We start from the raw sequence: 24,340 nt of genomic DNA, 5'->3' as shown, positions 1-24,340 counted from the left end.
CGCTACCATAGTTTGAATGCGCCTTCATCCGCGACAAACTTCCCATTTCGTGAAATTCAGGCTTATCTTCCGCTGACAGCCAGTTCTCCCCGGAGACTGTACCGTTTCCTTCCAAAAGTTCGTTAAAGATCGCGCTGCTTCGGATTCGACAAAAAAAGCGACAAGGAACGGCTTCGCCGTCCTCAGGAGGCGAGCGCAGTTACCAAGGTTGTGCGAAGCAAAGTACAAAATCTTATACTTTATATATCAACAAAATAAACAGCCCCGGCTGCTCGCCAGGACTGTCATTGATTGCCGTACAGGTTTACCCGTTTGCTTTCATCGTTTCAACCAGCTGTTCCAGCACCCGGTCGGCGTCCGCGTACGGCACTTGACAAGTTCCGGCAGCCCGGTGTCCGCCTCCGCCGTACTGCAGCATCAAGCTTCCGACATCCGTTCGGCTCGTCCGGTTTACGATGCTGTGTCCGCAGGCGAACACGCAATTTTGCTTGTTTCTGCCGTCGACGATCCAAATGGAAACGGTTTGCTCCGGAAACAGCGCATAAACCATAAACCGGTTACCCGGGTAGATCGTTTCCACATCACGCAGATCGGTTATGATCACGTTGCCGTCGACGCGGGTATGCCGCTTCAGCATATCGCGGTATGCAGCATCCAGTTCAACGTAACGCGCCGTCCGCTCCGCGACATCGGGCAAATTCATAATTTCATCCACGGACATCTCCGCACAATGATCGACCAGGTCTTCCATAAGCTGATAATTGCTGATCCTGTAGTCGCGATACCTGCCCAGCCCTGTCCGCGCATCCATAATAAAAGATAACAGATCCCAGCCCTGCGGATTCAAAATGTCGTCAGCCGTAAATTGCGCCGAGTCCGCCTTATCCACGCCTGCCATAATCGAATCGATATCGCCGAACCGTTCCCGTCCCCCGTAATAATCGTATACGACACGGGCCGCGCTAGGCGCGACGCGGGTTTCGCCCCGGAATTCGACATTCGGGCCTGTCCGCTCCAGCTCGCTGGAATGATGATCGAACCAGAGGCCGCAGCCCGGCACATATGGAACGTTAGCCAATATGTCGTTCTCCGTCACTTCGATGAGCCCGTCCTGTACATCCTTCGGGTGAACAAATTTCATTTCGTCGATCATTCCGAGCTTTTTAAACAGCATCGCACAAACAAGACCGTCAAAATCAGAACGAGTAATTAACCGCATACGGGTTCCTCCCTAATAGTTCTTAGGAACTATTCCTTTTTAGTTCATTATAATCAAAGCCCGGCAGACCGACAATAGCTTTACCAAAAAAAGAAAACCTCTATCGAGGCTCCGCTGAAAACATATAAATTCTGATATTATTAAAAAGCCCCCTCAGCCTGTCGCAAAACCGCCGCAACGATGCGCCCGCGACATCCCCTTGAACGAAAAAAAGCACGCCCTTTAGCCGAATTTGGCTTAAAGCATGCTTTTTCTCTATGATCCAGGCAGACATTGCGCGCTGGCTGCAGCGCTTACGCCAATCTTTTCGTTTCCGTACGGCAGCTCAAATAGTGGTACAAGGTTAAAAACATATCGTTCTCGTTACCACAACGGATCGACAGCTTCACTTCGCCCTGCCAGTAAAAAGTGACCAGGTGGCTGTTTTTGCCCATGACCATTTCCATATCCCAGCAAGCGTTGTCCAGCTCAAACACATCGTTGTTAACGAACAGTCTCGGACCTTCGGCCGATAAATACACGCCGATCCGGTTATTTCCAACTTTCATATAAAAGCCTTCTCTCGTCATCATATTGATTCCCCCATTCGACATATCCCACTTCCGCCTCTCAACTGTTTGTCGAGGCTGTGCGAAGCCGGGTTTTCATGCTTGTACAACAAAAAAGACCCCCCCTATCGCTCGGTCAGGAGCCGCAATATATGCGAATCACCGTTCCTTCGACAGCTGGCTGGCAGGATGCCCGATGCATCCGAAGCCCCTGTAGCTTTGCGTCACAGGCTTTCACCTGCTTTGCCATTGTCGGTCCCACAATCCATTCTTTGATCCGAATTTCACATAAAAAACCGTCATTTGAACCATAACAAAATTCCCGGTTACCACAGAAGTTGCATACGCATAATTTCCCAAGCAATAAAATAAATGTAGAAATTACGACAACTTTAGCATATAAGATAGGGCAGAAGGAATACATATACCTTAATACCCATTTTCATACAATTGGCGTAGTCTTTGCGAACTATTTCATTCAAAGCAATAAGCCCGGCTGCCTCCTGAACTGGAGCAAGCGGGCTTATTTCGCATGTTTTCCGTATTTAGGGGTTGAACGATTACTTGATATATTTCCTGGCTTTCTCGATCGCATCGTCCTCAGTCGCACCCGTAATATAGCGTCCGTTAATAAAAATAAAAGCAAACCGCGAACAAGGACCGCAATACGATTTACAGCCCACCTTAATTTCGGTATCCGGAGCGAGCTTCTGCAGCTTCGAAACCGTAGTCTTCATTTTCATATGCTTGCATTTATCGCAGACGCGAATATCATTCGCCATAACCTACAAATCCTTTCCTTACCCGTTGCCCAAGAAAAAAGCCCGCAAGGCTGTTAGCCTTATCGGCCGCGCTTAGTGGTCGCCGTGGTTTCCCTTGCTCGGATTGGTAACTGCAAAGCCTTCTTCCGGAGTATAAAAATAATCGATCCTGATGCCGTCGAGCAGCGGCTCGTCCTTTTTCAAAATAACATCGATGCCTTTGTCCGTACTGACCACAACGTCGTCGTTCGTCGGCGTGTCCAGACTCATGCCATAATGTGCATGATCGCCGTGGCTGTGCGTAATATAGACGCGAAGCTTCATCTCTTTGTTTTCTTCTTTTTCCAGCTCAGCCAAGAGAATTTTGGCGGCGTTGCGCGAAATTTTGCAATTCATGCGATATACATCTCCCAAACGATTATTAGATTCATCTTTCAGTCGAATCGAATGCTTTCAAATAATTATAAGGAAACCGATTGGGGAAATCAACCTGAATCGAGCAAATTTGCCGCCAGCCGGACAAAGCAAATATTCATCACAAATATTTTTGATAAAACCAATTGCCGGCGAGGGCAATGGCGCCGAGTACGATATTGAACCAGCCGAACCAGCGGGAAACTTTGGCTTCCTTATGCATATGCTTCGCTTTGTTGCTTTTGACATCGAATTGAATCACCAGCCAGCCCGTAAGCAGCAGCAACAAAATAATGTAATTCACATATCCGACTTTTAAGGTATGCATGCTTGCTCTCCTTCTTTGCTTGCCGTATCAGAATCACGTGCCTTATGTAGCCTTCATGCCGATCCGGCGAATGTGAATCGTCACCGCCACGTCTACAGTCGTTTCCTTAAAAATCTGCGCCCACTTCTCCGCACTTTGCACCTCCCGGTTCCAATACCCCGGCTGAATGGCCCGCACATGCTCGCCGAAGCCGAAGATGTCGGACCCCGATTTCTGGATTTTGGCGATAAAATCTTTATATTTTTTCGCTGCGTTTTTCTCGATCTGTCGTTCAATCAGCTTTGCGACATTTTTGTCCAATTCCGTATTACTGCTGCTCTTGCTCAGGATGTTGGCTTCAATCAAAACATTAATCGTCACATGAGGCTTGCCGTTAACGATGCGCGTTTTAAAATTGGATTTGCGGGACCGGCTCTGAACCATTACATAATCATTCGAATTGGGGATTTTGACATAAGATTCCCCGCCCGCCTCCCGCGATCCCATAATCCCCATATACAAAGTAATATCGTAAGGATCCGTCACCCCTGCGAGCTTATCACTATTGAAATAGGCCAGGCCGCTTATCTGGATATTTTGATCCTCCATCAGCACCACATAGGGCAAATATCCCTCCTTGCCTTTAGCCGATACTGCATTCCAGAATATGCCCAAAAAATCGTTTGGAAATCTCCCCATCTTCACCGCCTGCTCCATGGTCGTCATCGAATACAGCGTCGGCACGCGTTCGAGCTGCGGCGAAGCGTTCATGATGTCGGAGGCTTGCCCCTTGCACACGATCATCCAGCCCATTCTCCGAACTTCGGGATTGCGGCGAAAGTAATCGTTCAAATTATCGATTCCTCTGCGAGCCATACTTTCAGATAAGACAATGATGCGCAGGTGGCCGAAAAACAACGGCTGCGATACTCTCTGCTGCAGCACATTGAATGCATCCGAAACTGTACTGCCTATGGCATCTACAACCCATACCGTCTTCGGTCCACCGCCTCCGCCTCCGCCTCCGCCGCCTTCCCCCGGTCCTAGAGGGATTCGTCCGGGGACGGCGATCTGAACCGTAATTTTGATTAACCCGAGTTGTTCTACGTTCTCATCTTTCGCATGGCTGACGTCCTCGTTAATCGTTTTTTCCTTTGGATTCGCCTTATCTATGCCAACCCCGAGCACGACCGCCCGCTCTTCGATTTCCAGCCGATCCCAGCAACCGGTTAGTAAAGGAAATGCTAGAAGAAATACAAGCAGCATGCTAACTGACTTTCCCAGTTTCTTCCTCACCATTCATACTCCCCCTCTTTTTCCGCATAACGGCTATTAACAGCAGGCATAGAGGATAGCCTATCGTAATCAGCAATCCGTACTGGATGACCGACACGGTAATATGGTACATATGCAATATATTTTGCGGCAGCATAGCCAGCACGAACAAATACGGCAATATAAAGAAGGTAAACATCTTATGATCGCGTAATTTGAACAGCTTGCTGGCGACATGAATCGTTAAATAGAAGCTCGAGAACAGCGTTGTAAAAACAGCCGTCACCCATACGGCAAGAAACGCCGCATCCAGCCGCTCGAGAATATTGCCCGGCAATGTAGTCGTTTTCGCCAGCTCCAAAGTAGGCCACAGCAAGAGCTTCGTCTCCTCCGCTCCAAAGACGGCGACGGTACCGACAACGAATGAGAAATAGGAGCCGCCGGCAATCAACATGCCCCAAAAGCTTGCTTTCATCGCTCTCTCGGGGCGGCGCATCGCCGGTATAATGATGGCTTGAATAAAGGAGCCTTGAAATAACCCGGCGATCGCCAGTACTCCAGATACCAGGCCGCTGTGATGATTGCCCCAGAGCGGCAGCAGATTGATCATTTCCGCATTCTTGAGGGAAAATACGACGATTAACATCCCCGGAAATACAAGCAATGGCAAATAAAACGAGTGAATGTAGGCGAAGGTCGTCATGCTGTTTCTCGCAGATACGGTAGCCAGCAGGAGCATGACGATTACGGTAACCTCAAGCGGCGTTTTTTTCAATACGGAAGTTATGACAACTTCGCCGAACTCCCTTGCGGCCATGGATGTAATGACCGCAAAGAGCAAAATGATCATCACGGATCCGATCCATGCCAGCCATTTGCCGATAATTTGCTCGCTGTAGCTGACGATCGACTGGTTCGGAAAGCGCATCCCCAGCTTCGTTATGATCCACAACCCGAAATAAGCAAGCAGCATGCTGAGCAAGGTGACGAGAGGGGCGCCGGAATCCGCCGCACGCACGGCAAACAACGGCAGGGGCAAAACCCCGACTCCGATGATGGTGCTAATCAGAACCGACGCCGCCTGGATCACGGTCACTTGACGAGGATACTCCATCCTCTTCCCCCCATTTCTTGTTGCCGACTTTTAGCGGATTCAACGTATTATGTGCAGCCTCATTCAATTTGGCTTCCGTACTTTTTCCTATCCGCATATCGTTTGGCGTATGCAGTATCGTCGGCCGTTTCCGCATCGACCAGAGCGGCGATCTCATGATCGTATCCTTGATCCCTTCGAAATTGCCGGGGATTACGGGACTTAAGTAAGGAACCCCGAACGATCTGAGCGACAGCATATGATTCGCGATGATGATTAGCCCGACCATCACGCCGTACAGGCCGAACATTCCGGCCAAAAACACCATCGGAAAACGCAAAAGCCTGAGCGCAAGAGCGGCATTATACGCCGGTGTCGCAAAAGAGCCGATCGTGGTCAAGGCGATAACGACAACCGTGATCGGGCTGACGAATCCCGCAGCCACCGCCGCTTGTCCGATAACAAGCACCCCTACAATCGACAGGGCGCCGCCGATTTGTTGCGGCAGCCGGAGCGTAGCCTCCCTCAGCACCTCCATCGAAGCTTCCATGATAAGCACCTCGACCACCGAAGGGAACGGAACGCCTGCGCGCCCGCCCGATACGGCGACCGCGAACTCAGTCGGTATAAGCTCGGGATTGAATGAGATGATGGCCACGTACAACGACGGCGTAATCAGCGAAAAGAAAAGCGCCAGCAGCCGGGCCAGCCGGATAAAGCTGACCATGACGAACCGTTCGGAGTAATCCTCGGAGGTTTGGTAAAACTGGCTGAATACAGTCGGCGCCAGCAGCGCGAACGGAGAACCGTCCACGAGGATGATTACCCTGCCCTCCAGCATGTTGGCCACCGCTTTATCGGGACGCTCCGTATTTTGAATTTGTGGAAACGGCGAATAATGATTATCTTCAATAAATTGCTCCAAATAGCCTACATCCATAATGCCGTCGATATCGATGCCGGATAACCGATTTTGAACTTCCTCCACCAGCTCTTCGTTGCAAATGCCCTCCAGGTAACAAATAGCTACTTTCGATTTGGTGATGCGGCCGATTTTCATGCTCTTGATTTTAAAATCCGGCGTCGGCAAACGGTAACGAAGCAAGCTGATGTTCGTATCCAAATTTTCGATGAAGCCTTCGCGCGGTCCGCGAATGACCTGCTCCGTCTGCGGCTGGCTAATATTCCGTTTGGCGACGACCGACGTTTCGAACAGCATCGCCTGGTCGAGACCATCAACGACAACTGCGGAGATCCCTCTCAGCACAGACTCGATGATAACTTCCAAATCGCTTTCCCAGTCCCATTTGCAGTGGTAAAGCACATCCTGGAGCAGCAAATTTTTCAGCTGTTCCCCCTCCAGCGACTTCTTATCGCCTGAGGTATCGGTTTGGTAACGCATCAGTGGCTTTAAAATATCGTTATTAATGTTGGCCTGCTCGGTCATGCTGGACAAATAGACCAGCGCGGCCGGATATACGCCCAACGCATCAAATCTGTGAATTTTGAAATCTTCGTTCGAACCGAGAACCTTGTCCAGCAGCGAAACGGTTTCCTCCAGATTGGAGCCCATTCTTTTTAATTTGCTCGTAATTTCCGAATTGGTCACCTGCTTTTGAGGGCCGCCTGATTTTTGGGAGCTAATGTCCTGTTTCCTGTATTTCAGTTTTTGCCAGAAAAACAAAGTGTGCACCTCCTATACGCCGTTTAGAGCTTATTTCCAACAAGGACGATCAAAGACCGATTCGGACTTTTCGACATTATTCCGCATCCACACGCCCGCGAGCCCGATTTTTGTTAATATTTCCTGAATGGTGCGGATTTATGTCATTATTGGCATGCAGCCGATATTTTCCCATGTATGGTTCGCTTCGGTCCCGGTTCGGCCCGGAAGAACAAAAAAAAGACCCCTGGGCGGAGTCTTTCATGCGGATGTATGCCTTTATAAACTTTTTAAACGCCGAGCTACTGTTCCATAAAATAATACTGCTGCTTCCAGCCGAGCAGCTGCTTCACCAATGCATTGGACAGCAGCGAAGCACGGCCTTCCAGCGGCGCCCGAAGCTCCCGTACCTGCGGGAGATGCCGCTCGATCAACTGCTTTGTCGTACGGTCCGACGAGGTGTCGTCCGCAGCCAAAATCATCGCTCTTGCGCCCAGCCCGTCCTTCTCCAGCGCAAGTCTGCATGCTGCAGCCACGTCGCGGGCGTCGATGTAGGACCATAGAATCCGCTTCCTGCTCTCCGTATCCGCGAAGTTGGCGCGAATCGCCGCATAGCTTTCCGGCACCAAAATATTGCCGAGCCGGAACGAAACGACCTGCATGCCGGTTCTGCGGTGGAACGCTTCGGCCGTAAGCTCGTTGACGACCTTGGACAAGCCGTAGCTGTCTTCCGGCAGCTGCGGATGCGCTTCATCCAACGGCAAATAGTGCGGAGCGAAAAATTCGCCGGCGAATACGATCCCGTAGGACGATTCGCTCGAAGCAAGCACGACTTTGTCGATGTCCAGATTGGCTGCAGCTTCCAAAATATTGTATGTATTCATGACGTTATTGCGGAAGCATACATCATTAGGATGTGTGAACGCTTGCGGAATCGCGGCAAAATGAACGATCCCTTCCACCTTGCTGCGGTTCCGGCCGCTGAATGGCGCAAGCGCGTTATGAACCTGTCCCAAATCGTTCAGGTCGACGATGATCGTGCGGCATAACGGCTCGGCCGGAAGCTTCCAGTCCAGGTTGATCACTTCGTAATTATGTTCTATAAAATGCTTCACAATCCATACACCGGCCTTACCGCTGCCGCCGGTAACAATGATCGTTTTTTTCTCCATCCGCCACTTCTCCTTTTTCCTGATAAGCTGACCGAATTGCAAATTGATCTTCGGCTGCTCTTGCTATTTTAGCCGTTCTTCTTTAGTATGGAAAGTAGTGAAATTTTATTCATATTATTACAGGAAATATATCTAGTTACCTGTATGTAATCAGCTATCATGGGAAAGGATGATTTACATGTCTTTACTTGAAAGCGAAAGCAGTAAAAAAACGAAGATGGAAAAGAAAAATTATGTGCCCAAGCAGCCTACTCACATCGAGTGCTCAATCGAAAGAACGCTGGACGTCGTCGGAGGCAAATGGTCGTTTCTCGTGCTCCGTGAGTTGTTCAGCGGAACAAAGCGTTTCGGCGAGCTGCAAAAGAAAATCAATGCGATCAGCCCCAAATCGCTTACGGAAACGCTTCGCCATCTGGAGGAACAGGGCGTGCTTGAGCGCACTGCTTATCCGACCGTCCCCGTCACCGTAGAATATACGTTAACCCCCAAAGGGGAAGACCTTCATCAAATTTTAAAGGAAATGAAACTTTGGTCCGCCAAATGGACTTGATATTCCCCTTGTGACGAGGTGCGTGCATGATCGTTTTTTACAGGAAATATTGGAAAACCGCATTTGACATCGCTTTATTAATTTTGACCGTATACTTGTTCATGCTGCTGTTCAGCTATTTGTACGGGATCGCGACGCCGATTTTTTTGGCGTTCGTCATTTACTTGATAATTGAACCTTTGGCCCGCTTTTTACATAGAAGAGGAATGCCCAAAAGCTTGGCCTCCGCGATCTCGACCGTCGTGTTTGTGCTGGTGATTCTCGGGGTTATGACCGGAATCGGCGTTATTTTCACCAGCCAGATCCTCAATCTGAAGGACAAGCTGCCCGAGTATTCGGCGATTTTACAAAATCAGCTCATTTCCAAAAGCGCCTTTTTCCACAGCCGGATTGAAGCGCTGCCCGACGATGTGCTGCAAAAAATAGCCGAGTATACGACGCAAATTACGCAAAAAGCGACCGCAATCGCAGGGCAATTTCTGACCGGCACATTCACCATGCTGACCAGCTTCTCCACCTTTGTCGTCAACTTCGTCATTGCGATTATTTTGGCATACTTCCTCAGCATTGAAATCGAAACCTGGAAACGGGTCGCCAAGGAAAAAACGCCCAAAACGTTCAAGGCGGCGTTTACGTTTCTGAAAGAAAACGTGCTGCAGGGCATCGTCGGATATGTTAAAGCGCAGGCAAAGCTGATCAGCCTCACCTTTGGCGTCGTCTTTTTCGCTCTGATGGTTCTCGGTGTCAAAAATTCGTTCTCGGTCGCATTGCTATCGGCCGTCTTCGACGTGCTGCCGCTGCTGGGCGTATCCACCCTGTTTATTCCGTGGATCATCTATTTGTTCGTTGTCGGGCAAACCGTGCTTGCCGTATGGCTGACCGTGCTGCTGGGCATCGTCATTTTGGTCAGGCAAATCATGGAGCCGAAAATTACCGGCGACTCTTTGGGCGTATCCGCCTTTACCATGCTTTCGTTCATGATCATTTCCTTATCGCTGTTTGGCGTAGCCGGGCTGATTTTATCGCCTGTTCTGATTATTACCGTCAAAGCATTGTACGAGCAAGGCTATTTGCAGCGCTGGATCCGTTGGCCGGAAGACGAGTGATCTCGTTCAGGTTTGCTGAACATCGGGGAATCAGATGTGGACTCCACCCCACCTGATTCAAGGCCCACCTTAGAGGCTGGGTCTTAACCCGATAAAGTCGTAATCGGATAAACCGCTGAACGGCATAGGATGCGCCTTAGTTCATTGTCTTCTTGAATTTTGATCGCGTAAGGGACAGGTGGGACTGTCGACTAAAGGACGGGAACTCTATTAATCGACAGTCTCAGGTGACGATTAGTACTGCTATTGAAGCCGTGTTCCCCCGATTCAACGAGACGGTGGGGGCACGGCTTCAGCATGCGCACCCTTCATGTCGTAGTCGCCGCAGACGCTTCCTTCAAATATTTCCGTTCCGCCCGCTGTGTAAAAAAGTTCATCAAAAACAATGTGACCGCAATATCGTCGACAGGAATAAACGGCATCACATCAGGAATGACGCAGTAGACGACGGCGGGCACCGCAAACATCAGCTTTTCCCAAAGGGGCACTTTGTCGGATAACAGCAGCGGTCCGATACGCCGGAACACATGGCCCCAGTAACGGAATGAGATTAAACGCTTCCACATATCAATGTCCCCTTCCGGGCTGTCTTGAATGACAGCCGCTTCTCTAAAGGATCAACGCTTCCAGCATGATCGCCACGACCTCATCGTACATGCTGCGGAATTGACTCTGCGGCAGCGGATTGACCCCAAAACCGGCTTCAACCGTAAAGCCCGGCCGCCGGAACTCTTGAATGAACCAATCCTTGTAGCCCGCATCGCTGTTCTGCAGCTTAACCGCGCGATACCGGCTCACTTTGGCCAGCCGATCGGCTATCGATTCCGCGTCCTCCGGTTCCAGATCGCGGTAGTTCCAATATATTTCCTGTCCCTGCGTATGAAAAGCAATGACCAGCCGAAAATTATGCGCTCTTGTAAAATCAGCCATTGCCTTGGCTTCAGGCTCGCTGAGCGGGGCTGTTCCCGTATAATCCCTGGGTCCGGGTCCCGCTGCTTCCCTCCGCTCCCGTTCAATTTCCCAGCCTGCCGGGAACTGGTCGTTCAGATCGACGCCGCGGATATTAGCCTTCCAACCCGTGAAATCATGCGATCCGAAGTTCCATTCGATCAGCTGCTCATAATACGGATTTTCCGGCGAAGCTCCTTTGAGCACCAGCTCTACCCCATCGGGATCGACCATGGGGACGATCCATAGCGACGTCTGCTCGTACAGCTTCCGCACATCTTTGCCGCGCAGCGGCTGACCCGATTGGTAAGCCTCCGCGTAATCCTCGATAAACTTCATCAGCAGTTGGGACGTGATCCATTCGTTGGCGTGAAAAGCGCCGTTGTAATGAATCTCTTTAGGTCCGCTGCCCAATCGAATGGCGGGAATGCTCCTTCCCAGCACCGAGGTTCCGATTGTGCTTACCTGCAAAAAAGGATATCGCTGCTTGAGCAGACGAATGTCTTCCATCATTTCCTCATAGCCGTATTCGCTATTCGTGTTGACGACCGACATGCCTCTGCTGTGCGGAATGACCAGCGTTTGACCGGCCTGCAATTGCTGCGGGTCCGTATAAGGATTGGCTGCAATTAAATCGTTTAACGAAATTTGCAGCCGCCGGGCGATTTGATGAAATGTATCCCCCGGTTGAATAACATACTGCTGCGCTGAGCTGGCCGGGATTTGCAGCACCTGCCCCGGATAAACATATTGCCGCTCCCGCAGCTGCGGGTTCGCGCTGTACAAAGCCGTCACATTCGTACCGAAACGGCGGGCAATGCGAAACAGCGTATCATTATTTTGCACAATGTAGGAAATAGCCATCCATTAAACTCCCTTCATGTCCTGCGGCGGCGCCGCAGCAGTCTGGTAGCTTATATGTATGCCCGGACGACCTGCTTTCATGACGTTCCGGCCGCTCTTTCCGCGTTTATATCCAAGGATAATCGGCTGCGGTGCCCGGTTTTGGATCAACCCAGCCATCCGTTTTTTTCCGCGATACCGATCGCTTCGATCCGGTTTTTAGCCTCCAGCTTTTGGATAATCTTCGACACATAATTGCGTACCGTGCCGCCCGATAAAAAAATGCTCCAACTGAATAACAGGTTTCATCGTTGTGCTCGCCTCTCGTCGATTTCATGCTCTTAGCTTACTGTTTTCGGTATGTATCCGGTATTCATGAATGTCATCCGTTTTATATGACTTCTGTCATCTCAGTCCAGGCACACAAAAAGACGACCTTAAGTTTTTACCCTTAAGGTCGTCCTGACCGTAACATACATATCAAATAATGTGAGGAACCTGCCAAACTACCGGCGTTACTCTCGTCTCCTCATTAAGCCACGATTGCGCTATTTGCTTAAACAGGAACGGATCGCCGCTGCAAAAAAACTGGTGCACCGGAACCCGGTTCGACGTTGCCAGCATTCCTTTATGGTACAGGATAGTGCTGATTTCCCTCGCGGTTTCGTCGGCAGAGCTGATCAAGGTGACTCTCGGGCCCATAACCTGCGAAATCGCGTCAGTCAAAAAGGGGTAGTGCGTACAGCCTAGAATCAAGCAATCCAGCGGCAGTCTGGACAAATCCCGCAGCGATTGCTCGACGACTTCCAACGTATCCTCGGATCGAAACAAGCCTTTCTCTACCAACGGAACGAGCGAAGGGCAGGACTGGCTCACCACGTGAATGGAGGGCGATATTTGGCGCAGCGCAAGCTCGTAGGCGCCGCTTCGGATCGTGCCTTCCGTTCCGATGACGCCGACGATGCCATTGCGTGTTGATTTGATCGCAGCCCGGGCGCCCGGATGGATCACGCCGACGACGGGGATGGACAACCGGGCGCGGATTTCGTCAAGTGCGACCGCCGTTGCCGTATTGCAAGCGATGACGACCATCTTCGGTTGAAACTGCAGCAAATAATCGACAATTTGATGTGTAAATTGAATGACTTCATAAGGCTCTCTTGGACCATAGGGGGCGCGTGCTGTATCGCCGAAATAAATAATTTTTTCCTGCGGGAGCTGTCTCATAACCTCTTTGGCCACAGTAAGCCCGCCAACTCCGGAATCCAATATAGCTATCGCTTGCTGCACAAGTTTTCGCTTCCTTCTGCCTGTAAATTAATGAAAAGCTGCTTCAATCGTTACTATAAAGCCTCTATTAAGGTATGATGGTAGACAATGAAAGGTACCTGAAACGAGGCGAAGTCCAAGCATCATTTCATCATACCAGATGGGTGGCGCGTTGTCATGCTGCTTGTCTTGCCGAATCGCCGGTTGTCGACATATTCGGCGCGAGCAAGCTGCAGCCGGCTCTTTTTTAACGGGCTGGCGGCTTAATATCCGTTAACAGCGCAAATTCATAGCCCGCTTCGCGCACTCCTTTAATAATGCGGTCCAGCGCTTCGATATTTTCCGGCGAGCCCTGGTGCATCAATATAATATTGCCGTCATGCAAATTGTTCATAATATCGTTATACGGGTCTTCCGCCCCGTTTTTTCGCGGCTCCCAGTCCTTCATCGCCGTCGACCAAAATACGGACGTATATCCCATATCGGACACCATGTTCAATAGATGCATATTATATCGGCCGTACGGGAAACGGAAATAAGGCTGGATGTCTTTGCCGGTCACTTCTTTGTACAGCAGCTCGTAATCCTTGATTTCCTTCTTCACCTGCTCGTCCGACTGCAAATTCATGTCGGTATGCGTCATCGTATGATTGGCAACCAGATGTCCGTCCTTGACTAATGTGCGGATAAAATCGGGCGCCTTCTTCACATTGTAGCCGGCAATGAAAAAGTTCGCCTTCGCGTTGTTATCCTTCAACGACTTTACCAACAAATCCATATCGCCGAGAGGTCCGCCGGTATCGATCGTTAAATAGACCTTTTTCCCGGTGCCTACCCAGAGAGCCTTCATGCGGTCCGTGTACTGCTTGGTTTCATTCGGGAAATTCGGCACCTTGCCCTTCGACTGCTTCATGTAATACCAGGACAGCGCTTTGCGGCTGCTAGCCGCAGCGTCTTTGGCGCCCGACGAGCCGTCAGCTTTATAGGTGGCGGAGGTGGCGGTCGCCGCTGCTCCTTGTGCAGCCGGACTATTTGCTGCTTGGCTGGAGTCGCTCTGCGGCGCATCGTCCTTGACAGGCACCGGCGGCGGATCGACCGGCTTCGCAGCGGGTGAAGCGGCAGGCTCATGAGGCGCAGTGCTTGCTTCGGGCGCTGTGGGTTTCGTCGCTTCAGGCGCGCTCTTCTCGGCGGACCGGGACGATTCGGCAGCGGCAGCCGGACTGTTCGCCGGTGCCGCGGAGGAGCACGACGTTAAGGCAGCCAGGCCTATCGCCAACGTTATCCCGGCAGCGGCTCCTGTCATTTTCGATAATTTCATGCTGTTGTCATCCCCAATACGAATTGATGTTCGTGTATATTTTACCAAAAGGTGCAGACCGTGGCAATCGAATCCGGCTTTTCGCTCCATGATATCTCAATTACGGCAAACTGACGGTTCGGATGTCAGCAAAACGACAAAAGCTTCTGACGGCCTGAACCGGCCGGCAGAAGCTTTTGTTGTTGTAAAGCATTTATTCTTTGCTTCGCGCAACTCTGACAAACGCGACCGTCCTTGAAGACGGCGGTCGTTTATCCTAGCGAGACAAGCGCAGCGATTAAACGAATTTAGGCAGCCAATCGCCGTGGGCTTCGATCAAATCGTCGCACATCGCCACGATATCGTCGATGGAAAGCTCGGCAGCCGTATGCGGGTCAAGCAGAGCCGCATGATAAATATGCTCTTTCTTGCCGGTAATGGCCGCTTCCAGCGTCAGCAGCTGGGTATTGATGTTGGTCCGGTTCAACGCCGCAAGCTGCGGCGGCAGGTCGCCGACATACGTCGGTGTGATGCCGCTGGAATCAACAAGACATGGCACCTCGACGCAAGCTTCCTTCGGAAGATTGGTGATCAAGCCCGTGTTCATCACGTTGCCGCCGATTTTGAACGGAACGTTCGTCTCCATCGCTTCGAACATAAAGGAGGCGTATTCGTGGGAACGGACATGCTCCAAATTTTTGTTGTTTACGAGTTCTTCCCGCATCGTGCTCCATCTTTCGATTTGACGAATGCAGCGGCGCGGATATTCGTCAAGCGGGATATTGAACCGTTCGATCAGCTCCGGGTAATTCCGCTTAATAAAGTAAGGATGATATTCGGCGTTATGCTCGGAGGATTCCGTCACATAATAGCCGAAGCGGAACATCATTTCGTAGCGGACCATATCCTTGTGCTGCTCTTTTTGCTTCTCGCGTGCACGGCGCTTGATTTCCGGATACAAATCGACGCCGTCCTTCTTGGCCTCAAGCAGCCAGGCCATATGATTGATGCCGGCAATTTTCGTCTGGATGCCTTCGGTTTCCATCTCCAACGCTTTGAACAGGCTCGGCATGCACGTTTGTACGCTGTGGCACAAGCCTACCGTCTTAACGCCTCCATAGGTCGTCATCGCATTGGTCAATACCGCCATCGGATTCGTGTAGTTCAGAAACCATGCGTCCGGACATACCTCTTGAATATCTTTTGCAAAATCAAGCATAACCGGGATCGTGCGCAAATTGCGGAAAATCCCCCCGATACCGAGCGTATCCGCTATCGTCTGACGCAGGCCGTATTTTTTCGGAATTTCAAAATCGGTAATCGTACACGGATCGTAGCCGCCCACTTGAATCGCGTTTACGACATATTTGGCGCCGCGCAGCGCTTCCTTGCGGTCCGTATACGCTTTCACTACGCAGGTACTGCCCGAGGATAGCTTCAAATTGTTCAGCATGTTTTCCGAATCTTTAAGCCGCTCCAGATTAATATCGAACAATGCCAGTTCGAAGCCTTGCAACGATGCCGTCATCATGCAGTCGCCCAACACATTTTTGGCGAATACGGTGCTGCCCGCACCCAGGAACGTAATTTTAGACATTTAATCTTGCCTCCCCAATCCTATAAATTGAACTGCAAAAAGCTTATCTTCACTATACTCCTTCGCAGCGGGTACGCATATGGAGACAAACCATTTTCCCATGGACAAATGTAGTTTAATTCATCAAACATGGCTGCCTCAAAAATGTTTAATCAGGGTTGCATCCCGTCGAATCGGCGGGTATAATCACGAGTAAGCGCAATAAAAGCCGAATAAATCGACCGAATCGGGCGTTTCGGGCATATGTTTCCATTGCCGAAAGACGAACGTACGATCGATACAGCCTGTTCCTCAACCGTTCGACATATGTAGTCCATCCCGATCCGCAAATGCAGGTATAATCGGACTGCACGACGAACCGAATATGAACGTATCCAATTTGCAACAATCGAGGTGCTTTCATTGGCAGAACCGCATCATTCCGTAGCTTTCAACCCGCGGCCGGGCAAAGGCGAATTGTCCGTGCTGTTCAGCGGTAATTCGCAAACGAGACCGCTGCACAAGGTCGGCCCCCAGGTGCTGGATTATTACCTGGTGCATTATATCGTCGCAGGACGCGGAACATTCCGCTGTATGGGGCATGAGTACCATTTGGAACGCGGAGGCAGCTTCTTTATATTTCCCGGGGAATTAGTCAGCTACGAATCCGACGAGACGGACCCGTGGAGCTATCGCTGGGTCGGGTTTAAAGGCTCCCGCGCTGACGAATATTTATACGCGCTGGGCATATCGCAGCAGCAGCCTGTCCATGCTACGCAGCAGTACCGCAAAATGAACGCCTTATTCCGCCAGCTGGAGCTTACGCTGCATAGACGTCAGCCTCATTGCGACATGCAGTCCCAAGGCTATCTGCGGCTGCTGCTTGCCGAATACGCGGCACAGCGGCTCGAGACGGACGTGCCCGTGGAACAATCCAGCGGAATCCAGCAGCAGGTCGAGCAGGCGATCCGCTGGCTTACCCTGCAGTACCATCAGCCGATTTCGATCGAACAGATGGCGCAAAGCTTAGGCTATCATCGCACCCATCTTTCGAAAATGTTTAAACAGCATACCGGCATGTCGCCGATGAATTTCCTGCTGAAAATCCGGATGGAGCGCGCGAAGCTGCTGCTGCAGGAAACGTTGACGATCGAGCAGGTCGCGTCGTCCGTCGGATTCAGCGACCCTCTCTACTTTTCCAAGCAGTTTCGAAAATGGTTCGGCCGCTCCCCTTCCGATTACCGCCAGGACCAGTCGAACAATCCGTACGATTGCAGCAGGTAGCCGGCGCGCATGCGAACCGCAGCATACAATCCGGCCCTGTTAACGTCGACTTCTTGCTTCTGTACGGGCGACTGTTCTGCAATGGAGACAAAAAAAGCGCGCAAGGCTGCTCCTGCGTGCTTCCCGTCGTTATTTGCGTTTCCTTCCGTGCTTGACCAAGGTCATTCTCCGGGAATGCCGCAGCCAAGAATAATACGCTTTCAAATCGCGAAGCTGAATATCTTCCGATATTTTACCAAGAAAAGTGACAATTATCATCTTATGCAGCGGATTTCCCGCGATATCGGTTTCATCTTTCATCAAGATAAACTCGGCAACGACAACCAGATCGTCGTCCATGATATAAACGTCCTTCTCTTTCTCGTAATAAGGATGAATTCTTTTGTTCTTCAGAGTGTCCCATACATATGCACATATGTACTCGATGCTTCCCTGTTCGCTTCCGACGCGTTCGGCCCAACGGGACAAGGCATGGCTGGTAATGACGATGTCGGCGATTTTGTATCCGTTAAAGTCGATATAAAAGGGCTCATAGGTGCTCCAGCGGTTCATGATCTTGTCTCGCATCAACAGGATCCCCCTTCTTGTTGTAATGTGCCTTCCCTCACATCTAATGTAATATTTCTGTATGGAAGCGTCAAGTGATACCCTATTTTATTAACTATATTTTAGAATCATTCCCGGATTGTTAAAATGATAGGCGTTCCGCCGAAGGAGAACTGCTGTGAAAAAAAACGAACTGCTCATTTTGCTCATTTTTTTCGCCTTTGCCGGACCGGGTCCATCCTTATTTTTTATAAACAAATATACGGTATCGTTCCTGCCGATCCTTAGCATCGTCTCGATTGCATACTTGCTGAGAAAACAAATTGCGGCGGCCGACTTTAACCTGATTATCAAAAATTGCAGCTACAAGCTTGTCTGGCAAGGGTTGCAGTATTGCATTTTCGCTCATGCGCTCTGTACGCTCATCTTCAAGCCGTCCGGCATACTAACCGACGATTTGATGGCCCGGTATTCCATTATGGCCGTAAACGTCGTGCTGATCGGTCCTGTCGTCGAAGAGGTCGTATACCGGAAAATCATTTTCGGGTCTCTGCACGCCAAATGGCCCTTTGCCGCGGCAGCTGCTGTCTCCTCGCTTATATTTGCTGCGGCCCATCTCAGTCCGGAGCGGGCTCTCGCCTACTTTTTGGTCGGATTGATTCTCTGCTATGTGTACAAAAAATCAGCTTCGATCTTTCCGGTTATCGTCATTCACGCCCTATTAAACTTCATTCCCATTATTTACAATACGTTACTGGAAAAGCCATAACAACAACAATGCAAGCGCTTTAATTCGACAATATTCTACTTGTACATTCCAATAATCTAATATAAACTGGATGAGTAAGGTTTAGTAAACATCCTTTCTCATTTTTTTCCAAATTTGTGACTTTTAGACTACATTCAACCGGGCTTGTATGATTTATCATTAAGGAGAAATGACAGTGTACTTATCTTTATTCATTAAATTTCTTTTTTCGACATTTGAACTATGTACAATTACTGTACTGGCGTTGTCGATATTCCGTTTTCCATTACGGTATAACTATTGGAAAATTATTACGATATCGGTAACAATGGCGTCCGTCTCTTTCTATTTGCGGGAAATTGCCATGTTGAAAAGCTACGCGGTACTAAGTATGCTGTCTACCGAAATGATTTTGATTATGATATTTTTCAGTCTTCCTATTTATTATTCGCTTCTGATCAGTATAGTAGGTTTAATGCTGGGCGGGATCGTCGAGTACGCGGTCATGACCAGCGCCACCATGCTGAATTTGACGAACGCCGAAATTGCACGGACGAATTTTGTCCACTCCAGCTCGATTTTCCTTGTATCGTCCATTCTCGTCCTTTTAATTACCGTCTATATCCGATACCGCAAATTCGGTTTTATGTTTATGGCCAACAAGCTGACCATGAAGCAGGCGATCCAGAAATATAATTTTGCTCTGTCAGCCGTTATTGTCGTTTTCCTGCTTATTATGCAGCTGACTTCTTTATCCTACAACCAATTCTCGATCCATTCATTGATACTTGTTATTCTATCGATCGTATTTATAACAGGCATTACAATCGCTTATCGACATAATAAGAGATTGTTAAATGACAAATATGAGAGGTTGAAGAACCGATGAATTTTATCGACAAATCAGCTGACGCGCTTGCTGTCTCGATTCGAAAAAATAATCCGAATGCGGCATCCCAGGCTGTTTTGTTTTACGCGCTCAGTTTATTGATTAACATTTCGTTGACGATAATTACAGTTATCGTTATATGTTCGATCACGGGGCATCTGGCCAAGGCGCTGCTCATCATTGTAGTATATACGCTCCTGCGGTTTGTAAGCGGAGGAGCGCATTTGTCTTCTTCCTTGGCCTGCTGCATCGCCTCGTCGGTCATTTTCATTACCGCTTCGCATGTGGAATACGATTTTTATTACATAGGGCTCATATTGAATTCGGCGGCGCTGCTCATCCTGCTGAAGACCGCGCCCCAAGGTATTGAAAATATAAGCCGAATCGATAAAAAATATTATCCCCTTCTGAAGCTTTTCTCTGTAATTATCGTTGCATCCAACTATTATTTTCAGCTGGATTTCCTTTCAACCGCGTTTTTCATACAAGCTTTGCACACGACAAAGCTGTTTGAAAATACAATTCACTATGTAGAAAGGAGGGTCACTCCATGAAAAAGTGGATCGCTATCATTGCAAACTCAGCTTTAGTTGCCGTTGCTGCCGCATTCGTCACAACTAACTCCGTTTGGGATAACAGACCAGAAACTCCTCTTGAACTTTTAAAAAAATAAGCTTTTCAGCAGAAATGGCTGCCAAGCCAGCTTGGCAGCCAGTCTTTTATTTCATCCTTCTCTTTGGAGCTGAGCCTTATGCAGAAAATTCCCGTTACTCGAGATGGCAAGAGAGGGTCAGAGATAATAATAGTTGATACGAGTGAAATTGTTAAGATCGAGCGCATCCGGGATCGTGAAATTGCCATTCATACGAAAGACCAGCAGTATTATTTGGATTTTTCCTTCGACAATATGGAGGAATGGCTGTTTGAAGACGGATTTCGACTTTTGGACCATGCCAATTTAGTCAATTTGAACCATGTGCACGACTATGATGCCAAGAAAGGCATCGTATATTTGGACAAGGACGACCGTTTGAAATCCAAGACCGCTACAGCCGCACACATACATAAAGAGCATATCGTAAATATATTGCAGCTGATGAAAACGACCGATCCCGCCAATGCGGAATTGGACGACGCCGAACAGGACGAGCTGTTCACCCGGATTATAAGCGAGACAAAGGACGAACAGCTTCTTCGCTCCTACGCAACTATCCGGGCTGTCAATGAGCGCCGCAGAGCCGAGCATAAAATCGTACATATGGCTTATCACGATTCGCTGACCAATCTGCCCAACCGTCTGCATTTTGACCAAAGGCTGAAGGAATGCTTCGAGCAGGCCGAACAGGACGGCGGCAGAATGGCCGTTATTTTCTTCGATCTTGACCGGTTTAAAGTCATTAACGACACGCTGGGTCATCATGTCGGCGACCAACTGCTGCAATATTTGGCCCGCAAGCTGAAGGTTTATGTCAAGGAAAAAGATATCGTTGCGCGTTTCGGCGGCGATGAGTTTATTATTTTGTTAACCAACATATCTCACATCGATGAAGCAGCGCAGTTTGCAAAAGGAATTCCGGATCTATTGAAGGAACCGTTTGTCATAGAGGATCAGGAGCTGTTCGTAACCGCCAGCATTGGCATCAGTCTTTATCCTGATGATGGAATGGATGCGGAAACTTTGTTAAAAAACGCCGATATCGCCATGTATCGGTCCAAGGAGAAAGGTGGGAATTCATATCATTATTACTATCCCGATATGAACAAGCGCTCCCTGCATAGATTGAATCTGGAAATTCACCTGCGCAAGGCGTTGGAGCGCAACGAATTTCGGGTGTTTTATCAGCCGATTGTCGATTTGAACAACGGTAAAATTTTCGGAATGGAGTCGCTGGTACGCTGGCACCATCCGGAATGGGGGATTATCTCGCCGGGAGAATTTATCCCATTGGCCGAGGAGACGGGTTTAATCGTGCCGATCGGCAACTGGGTATTGAAGCAGGCATGCCGGCAAAACAAGGAATGGCAAAGCCTCGGACATGCACCGCTGTGCGTTTCCGTCAACATTTCGGCCATCCAGTTTCATCAGCCGTCATTCGTTCATTATGTCGAGCAAACTTTACTGGAAACCGGTTTGGAGCCCAGGCTGCTCTGTCTGGAAATTACCGAAAACGTGGCCATGACCAACGTCTCTTATATCATGGATACGATGAATAAGCTGAGAACGCTAGGCGTTTCCATCTCGATCGATGATTTCGGCACCGGTTATTCGTCATTCAGTTATTTGAAACGGTTCCGGGTGCATACACTCAAAATCGATCAGTCATTTATTCGCGATGTGACGTCGGACGAGGAAAATGCCGCTATCGTAACGGCTCTAATTGCGATGTCGCGCAAATTGAAAATCAAATCTTTAGCCGAGGGCGTTGAAACGAGGGAGCAGCTGGACTTCCTGATCTCCCAGGGCTGTAATGAAATTCAGGGCTATGTGTTCAGCAAGCCGATGCCTGCACCCGATTTCGAGCTGATGATCCGGGAAAACAAACAGCTGTATTTAATGTAAAATAGAGGAAAAAGTACAGTGAAAACTGAAACTTTTTTCTCTTTTTTTCGTTTATAAGGTAAAGACAACCAGATCATTGGAAAGGATCGAATTCATGGCAACCCAAATTTCACGCAGTCCGAACAGCGGCTCTGCCGTAAAAGCAAAGCCGCGCAAACCTAAAAAAGCTAAAAAATCATCCGCCCTGTTGACCTTATTTCTCTACACGGTTTGCGTACTGCTCCTATTTGGCATGCTGTTCAGCTTATGGTTCTTTCTGACGAAATCCGGAACCAACCTTCGCTATATTATGGCCGATACGCTGATCTCAACGCAGCATCGGCATTGGGCCGCTTATTTGATCGGCGAAGCCGAGCTGGAGAAGCGGGTTAACCGTTATTGGCAACAGTTTGATCATTTTGCAGAGGTTAAAGATCAGCATTTAGTACAAGTAAACAAGCCGGAAACTACCGAGGCCGTCGCCAAAAAGCCGCTGGTCGAAATCGAGCCGATTTCGGGCACGAATTTTAAAGGCTACCTGTTGATCGTCAACGATCCGAAAAAGCTTCGCATCGCCGTCCCCGGCGCCGTAGGCAAGGGAGAAAAAGTATCCTCCATGGTGAAGCGGCTTGGCGCCACGGCCGGTGTCAATGCCGGCGGATTCGTCGACCCTGAATGGATGGGCAACGGCTTTCAGCCGACCGGCCTTGTCATGTCGGGCGGCACCGTATTTTATAATGACGGCGGAATGAATACCCCGATTCACATCGTCGGCATCGACAAGGAAGGGCGCATGGTCGCCGGCAAATACAAACCGAACGAGCTGCTGCAGATGGGCGTGCAGGAAGCGGTTACCTTCGCGCCGCGTTTCATCGTGAACGGCGTCGGGCAGATCAAGAATCAGGCCGACGGCTGGGGAATTGCACCGCGTACGGCTATGGCTCAAAAAGAAGACGGGACGATCATGTTCGCCATTATCGACGGCAGAAAGCCAGGCTACAGCATCGGGGCTACCTTGTTCGACATCCAAAATATTTTTCTCGAGCATGGAGCGGTTACGGCCGCCAATCTGGATGGAGGCTCGTCCACCGTCCTCGTGCACGATAATAAAATCATTAACCGGCCGGCCAGCGAATACGGGGAACGTTATTTGCCTACGGCCTGGCTCGTGTTCGACGATCCGAAAAACGTCAACATCCGCAACATTTGGCAGGGGCTCGATCCGAGTAAAATCGACCCGTCCAAATGGTAGCAGGAATCCGAAAAAAACCTTCAAACCCGCTGGGAGCAGCGGCGCTTGAAGGTTTTTTCGCTTGTCAGTTCGCGTCTTCTTCGCGATCCACAACCGTAGCGGCAACCGGCGCTTCCAATGTCGCTGTGTTGGCCGACTTCCCGGTTTTCCAGTATTGCGCCGTCCCCTTGGCTTTCTCGGTCCATTCGGACGTTTGGCGGCCTAGGGATTGTACGGCCTGCTGCGTCTTTTCGCTGATCGTTCCGGCGATCTGCTTCGATTTATCCGCAACCGTGCCGGCTACCTGCTGAGTTTTCTCCGTTACGTTCTGAACCCCTTCCGATATATCGGCTCTAAGCTCGCGACCCGACTTCGGCGCAAGCAGCAGTGCCGTAACAGCTCCCAGCACAGTGCCAATAACGGCTCCGATCAACAAGTCCTTACCTTTTTTCTCCGCTGCCATCTTTTTCATCTCCCTCATGATTGTTCACTCGCAGGTCAGCCGCTTTGGCGGAAGATTTGGAGGTTTGCCATCGCTGCCACAATTGCATACTGATCGAGGTCAGCTCCAACAAATCGCGCACCGTGTCCTGGCGGTGATGCATGGAGCTTCGCGCCTCCAACAGCGTATCCGACAACGATTGCGAGACGAGCTTTACCGTCCCAGAGACGCGCCGGGCCGCCTCCCCTGTCTGCTCTACCGCTTCTACGAACGAATCCGCGGCCTTGATGTTATTGTGTACATCCGAAACCGCCTGATGCGTCAGCCGAATCAAACGGTTGGACTCCTCAGCCGTCTGCTCCAGCTTCACCTGCAGCTGGCTCAGCGTGCTCCTGGTTTCCTTCATCGTTTTGCGCGCTTCCCATACCGTCGGAATCATAAAGCAGGCGACAACGACAACCGCAATGGAAGCCGCCAACACGCCGATCTGCCAAAGCATGTGTCTCCCTCCTCCCGAAGCGACTGATCTGGACGAATGCCTATGGAATAGTACATTATAGTCGGAACGGCTCGATTTGACACACAATTTCCGAATTTAACACAACTTTTTTACAGAATAG

The 24,340-nt window shown here is 49.8% G+C and carries 27 protein-coding genes and 1 riboswitch; of the genes, 9 read left to right on the top strand and 18 right to left on the bottom strand.

The genetic code is table 11. The features are described from left to right. Positions 1-304 precede the first annotated feature (304 nt). The 9 genes from E1757_RS18955 to E1757_RS18915 form a co-directional block, all read right to left on the bottom strand. On the bottom strand, positions 305-1,219 hold the full coding sequence (locus E1757_RS18955; protein ID WP_133230964.1) for a DHH family phosphoesterase: 915 nt from the start codon (positions 1,217-1,219) through the stop codon (positions 305-307). A 293-nt stretch (positions 1,220-1,512) separates the two neighbouring features. Beyond that, complete coding sequence (locus tag E1757_RS18950; protein ID WP_246079291.1) at positions 1,513-1,767, bottom strand: hypothetical protein; 255 nt, start codon at positions 1,765-1,767, stop codon at positions 1,513-1,515. A 169-nt stretch (positions 1,768-1,936) separates the two neighbouring features. Beyond that, positions 1,937-2,025, bottom strand: a riboswitch (cyclic di-GMP riboswitch). Between the two features lie 302 nt (positions 2,026-2,327). Next, complete coding sequence (locus E1757_RS18945; protein ID WP_133230960.1) at positions 2,328-2,549, bottom strand: YuzB family protein; 222 nt, start codon at positions 2,547-2,549, stop codon at positions 2,328-2,330. 72 nt (positions 2,550-2,621) lie between these two features. Continuing rightward, complete coding sequence (locus E1757_RS18940; RefSeq protein ID WP_133230958.1) at positions 2,622-2,924, bottom strand: iron-sulfur cluster assembly accessory protein; 303 nt, start codon at positions 2,922-2,924, stop codon at positions 2,622-2,624. A gap of 139 nt (positions 2,925-3,063) precedes the next feature. Continuing rightward, on the bottom strand, positions 3,064-3,270 hold the full coding sequence (locus E1757_RS18935) for a CLC_0170 family protein (protein WP_133230956.1): 207 nt from the start codon (positions 3,268-3,270) through the stop codon (positions 3,064-3,066). 42 nt (positions 3,271-3,312) lie between these two features. After that, positions 3,313-4,548, bottom strand: coding sequence for a Ger(x)C family spore germination protein (locus E1757_RS18930; protein WP_246079289.1), 1,236 nt, complete (start codon positions 4,546-4,548; stop codon positions 3,313-3,315). After that, positions 4,517-5,638, bottom strand: coding sequence for a GerAB/ArcD/ProY family transporter (locus E1757_RS18925; RefSeq protein WP_133230954.1), 1,122 nt, complete (start codon positions 5,636-5,638; stop codon positions 4,517-4,519). Before E1757_RS18925 ends, E1757_RS18930 begins: the two co-directional genes overlap by 32 nt. Further along, entirely contained in the window at positions 5,586-7,190 is a 1,605-nt protein-coding gene (locus tag E1757_RS18920) for a spore germination protein (protein ID WP_133231287.1), read from the bottom strand. Before E1757_RS18920 ends, E1757_RS18925 begins: the two co-directional genes overlap by 53 nt. A gap of 392 nt (positions 7,191-7,582) precedes the next feature. Beyond that, positions 7,583-8,452, bottom strand: coding sequence for an NAD-dependent epimerase/dehydratase family protein (locus E1757_RS18915; protein ID WP_133230952.1), 870 nt, complete (start codon positions 8,450-8,452; stop codon positions 7,583-7,585). 178 nt (positions 8,453-8,630) lie between these two features. Between E1757_RS18915 and E1757_RS18910 the strand changes: the two genes are divergently transcribed. Further along, on the top strand, positions 8,631-9,002 hold the full coding sequence (locus E1757_RS18910; protein WP_133230950.1) for a winged helix-turn-helix transcriptional regulator: 372 nt from the start codon (positions 8,631-8,633) through the stop codon (positions 9,000-9,002). A 26-nt stretch (positions 9,003-9,028) separates the two neighbouring features. Beyond that, positions 9,029-10,108 (top strand): AI-2E family transporter, encoded by a 1,080-nt coding sequence (locus tag E1757_RS18905; RefSeq protein ID WP_133230948.1) that lies wholly within the window; start codon positions 9,029-9,031, stop codon positions 10,106-10,108. Between the two features lie 308 nt (positions 10,109-10,416). Here the strand turns inward: E1757_RS18905 and E1757_RS18900 are convergent, their stop codons facing one another. From E1757_RS18900 to melA, 6 genes are all read right to left on the bottom strand, one after another. Further along, complete coding sequence (locus E1757_RS18900) at positions 10,417-10,674, bottom strand: YkvA family protein (protein WP_133230946.1); 258 nt, start codon at positions 10,672-10,674, stop codon at positions 10,417-10,419. Between the two features lie 43 nt (positions 10,675-10,717). Further along, positions 10,718-11,920: a M14 family zinc carboxypeptidase gene (locus tag E1757_RS18895; protein ID WP_133230944.1), complete on the bottom strand. Its 1,203-nt coding sequence runs from the start codon at positions 11,918-11,920 to the stop codon at positions 10,718-10,720. Positions 11,921-12,066: 146 nt separating this feature from the next. Continuing rightward, complete coding sequence (locus tag E1757_RS18890; RefSeq protein WP_425464854.1) at positions 12,067-12,183, bottom strand: LuxR C-terminal-related transcriptional regulator; 117 nt, start codon at positions 12,181-12,183, stop codon at positions 12,067-12,069. Between the two features lie 196 nt (positions 12,184-12,379). Beyond that, a complete protein-coding gene (racE, locus tag E1757_RS18885) occupies positions 12,380-13,189 on the bottom strand; it encodes a glutamate racemase (RefSeq protein WP_133230942.1) in 810 nt (269 codons plus the stop codon). Between the two features lie 226 nt (positions 13,190-13,415). After that, entirely contained in the window at positions 13,416-14,486 is a 1,071-nt protein-coding gene (locus E1757_RS18880) for a delta-lactam-biosynthetic de-N-acetylase (protein ID WP_133230940.1), read from the bottom strand. A gap of 277 nt (positions 14,487-14,763) precedes the next feature. Continuing rightward, positions 14,764-16,062, bottom strand: a complete 1,299-nt coding sequence (melA, locus tag E1757_RS18875) for an alpha-glucosidase/alpha-galactosidase (RefSeq protein WP_133230938.1) — start codon at positions 16,060-16,062, stop codon at positions 14,764-14,766. A gap of 402 nt (positions 16,063-16,464) precedes the next feature. On the opposite strand from melA, the gene E1757_RS18870 reads away from it, so the two are divergent. After that, entirely contained in the window at positions 16,465-17,325 is an 861-nt protein-coding gene (locus E1757_RS18870) for an AraC family transcriptional regulator (RefSeq protein WP_133230936.1), read from the top strand. Between the two features lie 129 nt (positions 17,326-17,454). Here the strand turns inward: E1757_RS18870 and E1757_RS18865 are convergent, their stop codons facing one another. Next, positions 17,455-17,892 (bottom strand): hypothetical protein, encoded by a 438-nt coding sequence (locus E1757_RS18865; protein ID WP_133230934.1) that lies wholly within the window; start codon positions 17,890-17,892, stop codon positions 17,455-17,457. Positions 17,893-18,049: 157 nt separating this feature from the next. Here E1757_RS18865 and E1757_RS18860 point away from each other — a divergent pair, with 157 nt between their 5' ends. The 6 genes from E1757_RS18860 (at position 18,050) to E1757_RS18835 (ending at position 23,299) form a co-directional block, all read left to right on the top strand. Continuing rightward, positions 18,050-18,640 carry a CPBP family intramembrane glutamic endopeptidase gene (locus tag E1757_RS18860; protein ID WP_133230932.1) on the top strand — a complete coding sequence of 197 codons (591 nt, stop codon included), beginning with the start codon at positions 18,050-18,052 and terminating at the stop codon, positions 18,638-18,640. A gap of 175 nt (positions 18,641-18,815) precedes the next feature. After that, the gene (locus E1757_RS18855) at positions 18,816-19,508 is read left to right on the top strand and encodes a hypothetical protein (protein ID WP_133230930.1); all 693 of its coding nucleotides are present in this window, start codon (positions 18,816-18,818) and stop codon (positions 19,506-19,508) included. Beyond that, positions 19,505-20,062 (top strand): accessory gene regulator B family protein, encoded by a 558-nt coding sequence (locus E1757_RS18850; protein ID WP_133230928.1) that lies wholly within the window; start codon positions 19,505-19,507, stop codon positions 20,060-20,062. Before E1757_RS18855 ends, E1757_RS18850 begins: the two co-directional genes overlap by 4 nt. Further along, positions 20,059-20,181, top strand: a complete 123-nt coding sequence (locus E1757_RS18845) for a cyclic lactone autoinducer peptide (protein ID WP_133230926.1) — start codon at positions 20,059-20,061, stop codon at positions 20,179-20,181. The genes E1757_RS18850 and E1757_RS18845 overlap by 4 nt, the downstream gene beginning before the upstream one ends. Before the next feature lie 78 nt (positions 20,182-20,259). After that, positions 20,260-22,068 carry an EAL domain-containing protein gene (locus tag E1757_RS18840; protein ID WP_133230924.1) on the top strand — a complete coding sequence of 603 codons (1,809 nt, stop codon included), beginning with the start codon at positions 20,260-20,262 and terminating at the stop codon, positions 22,066-22,068. Between the two features lie 94 nt (positions 22,069-22,162). Continuing rightward, positions 22,163-23,299, top strand: a complete 1,137-nt coding sequence (locus E1757_RS18835) for a phosphodiester glycosidase family protein (protein ID WP_133230922.1) — start codon at positions 22,163-22,165, stop codon at positions 23,297-23,299. Positions 23,300-23,363: 64 nt separating this feature from the next. Here the strand turns inward: E1757_RS18835 and E1757_RS18830 are convergent, their stop codons facing one another. Beyond that, on the bottom strand, positions 23,364-23,741 hold the full coding sequence (locus E1757_RS18830) for a YtxH domain-containing protein (protein ID WP_133230920.1): 378 nt from the start codon (positions 23,739-23,741) through the stop codon (positions 23,364-23,366). Beyond that, positions 23,719-24,219, bottom strand: coding sequence for a DUF948 domain-containing protein (locus tag E1757_RS18825; RefSeq protein ID WP_133230918.1), 501 nt, complete (start codon positions 24,217-24,219; stop codon positions 23,719-23,721). The genes E1757_RS18830 and E1757_RS18825 overlap by 23 nt, the downstream gene beginning before the upstream one ends. Between the last annotated feature and the right edge of the window lie 121 nt (positions 24,220-24,340).

It is taken from the genome of Paenibacillus piri (assembly GCF_004354045.1).
Classification (GTDB): Bacteria; Bacillota; Bacilli; order Paenibacillales; family NBRC-103111; genus Paenibacillus_S; species Paenibacillus_S piri.
The sequence above is the reverse complement of the archived record's forward strand: the minus strand, read 5'-3'. Positions and strand labels throughout refer to the sequence as shown.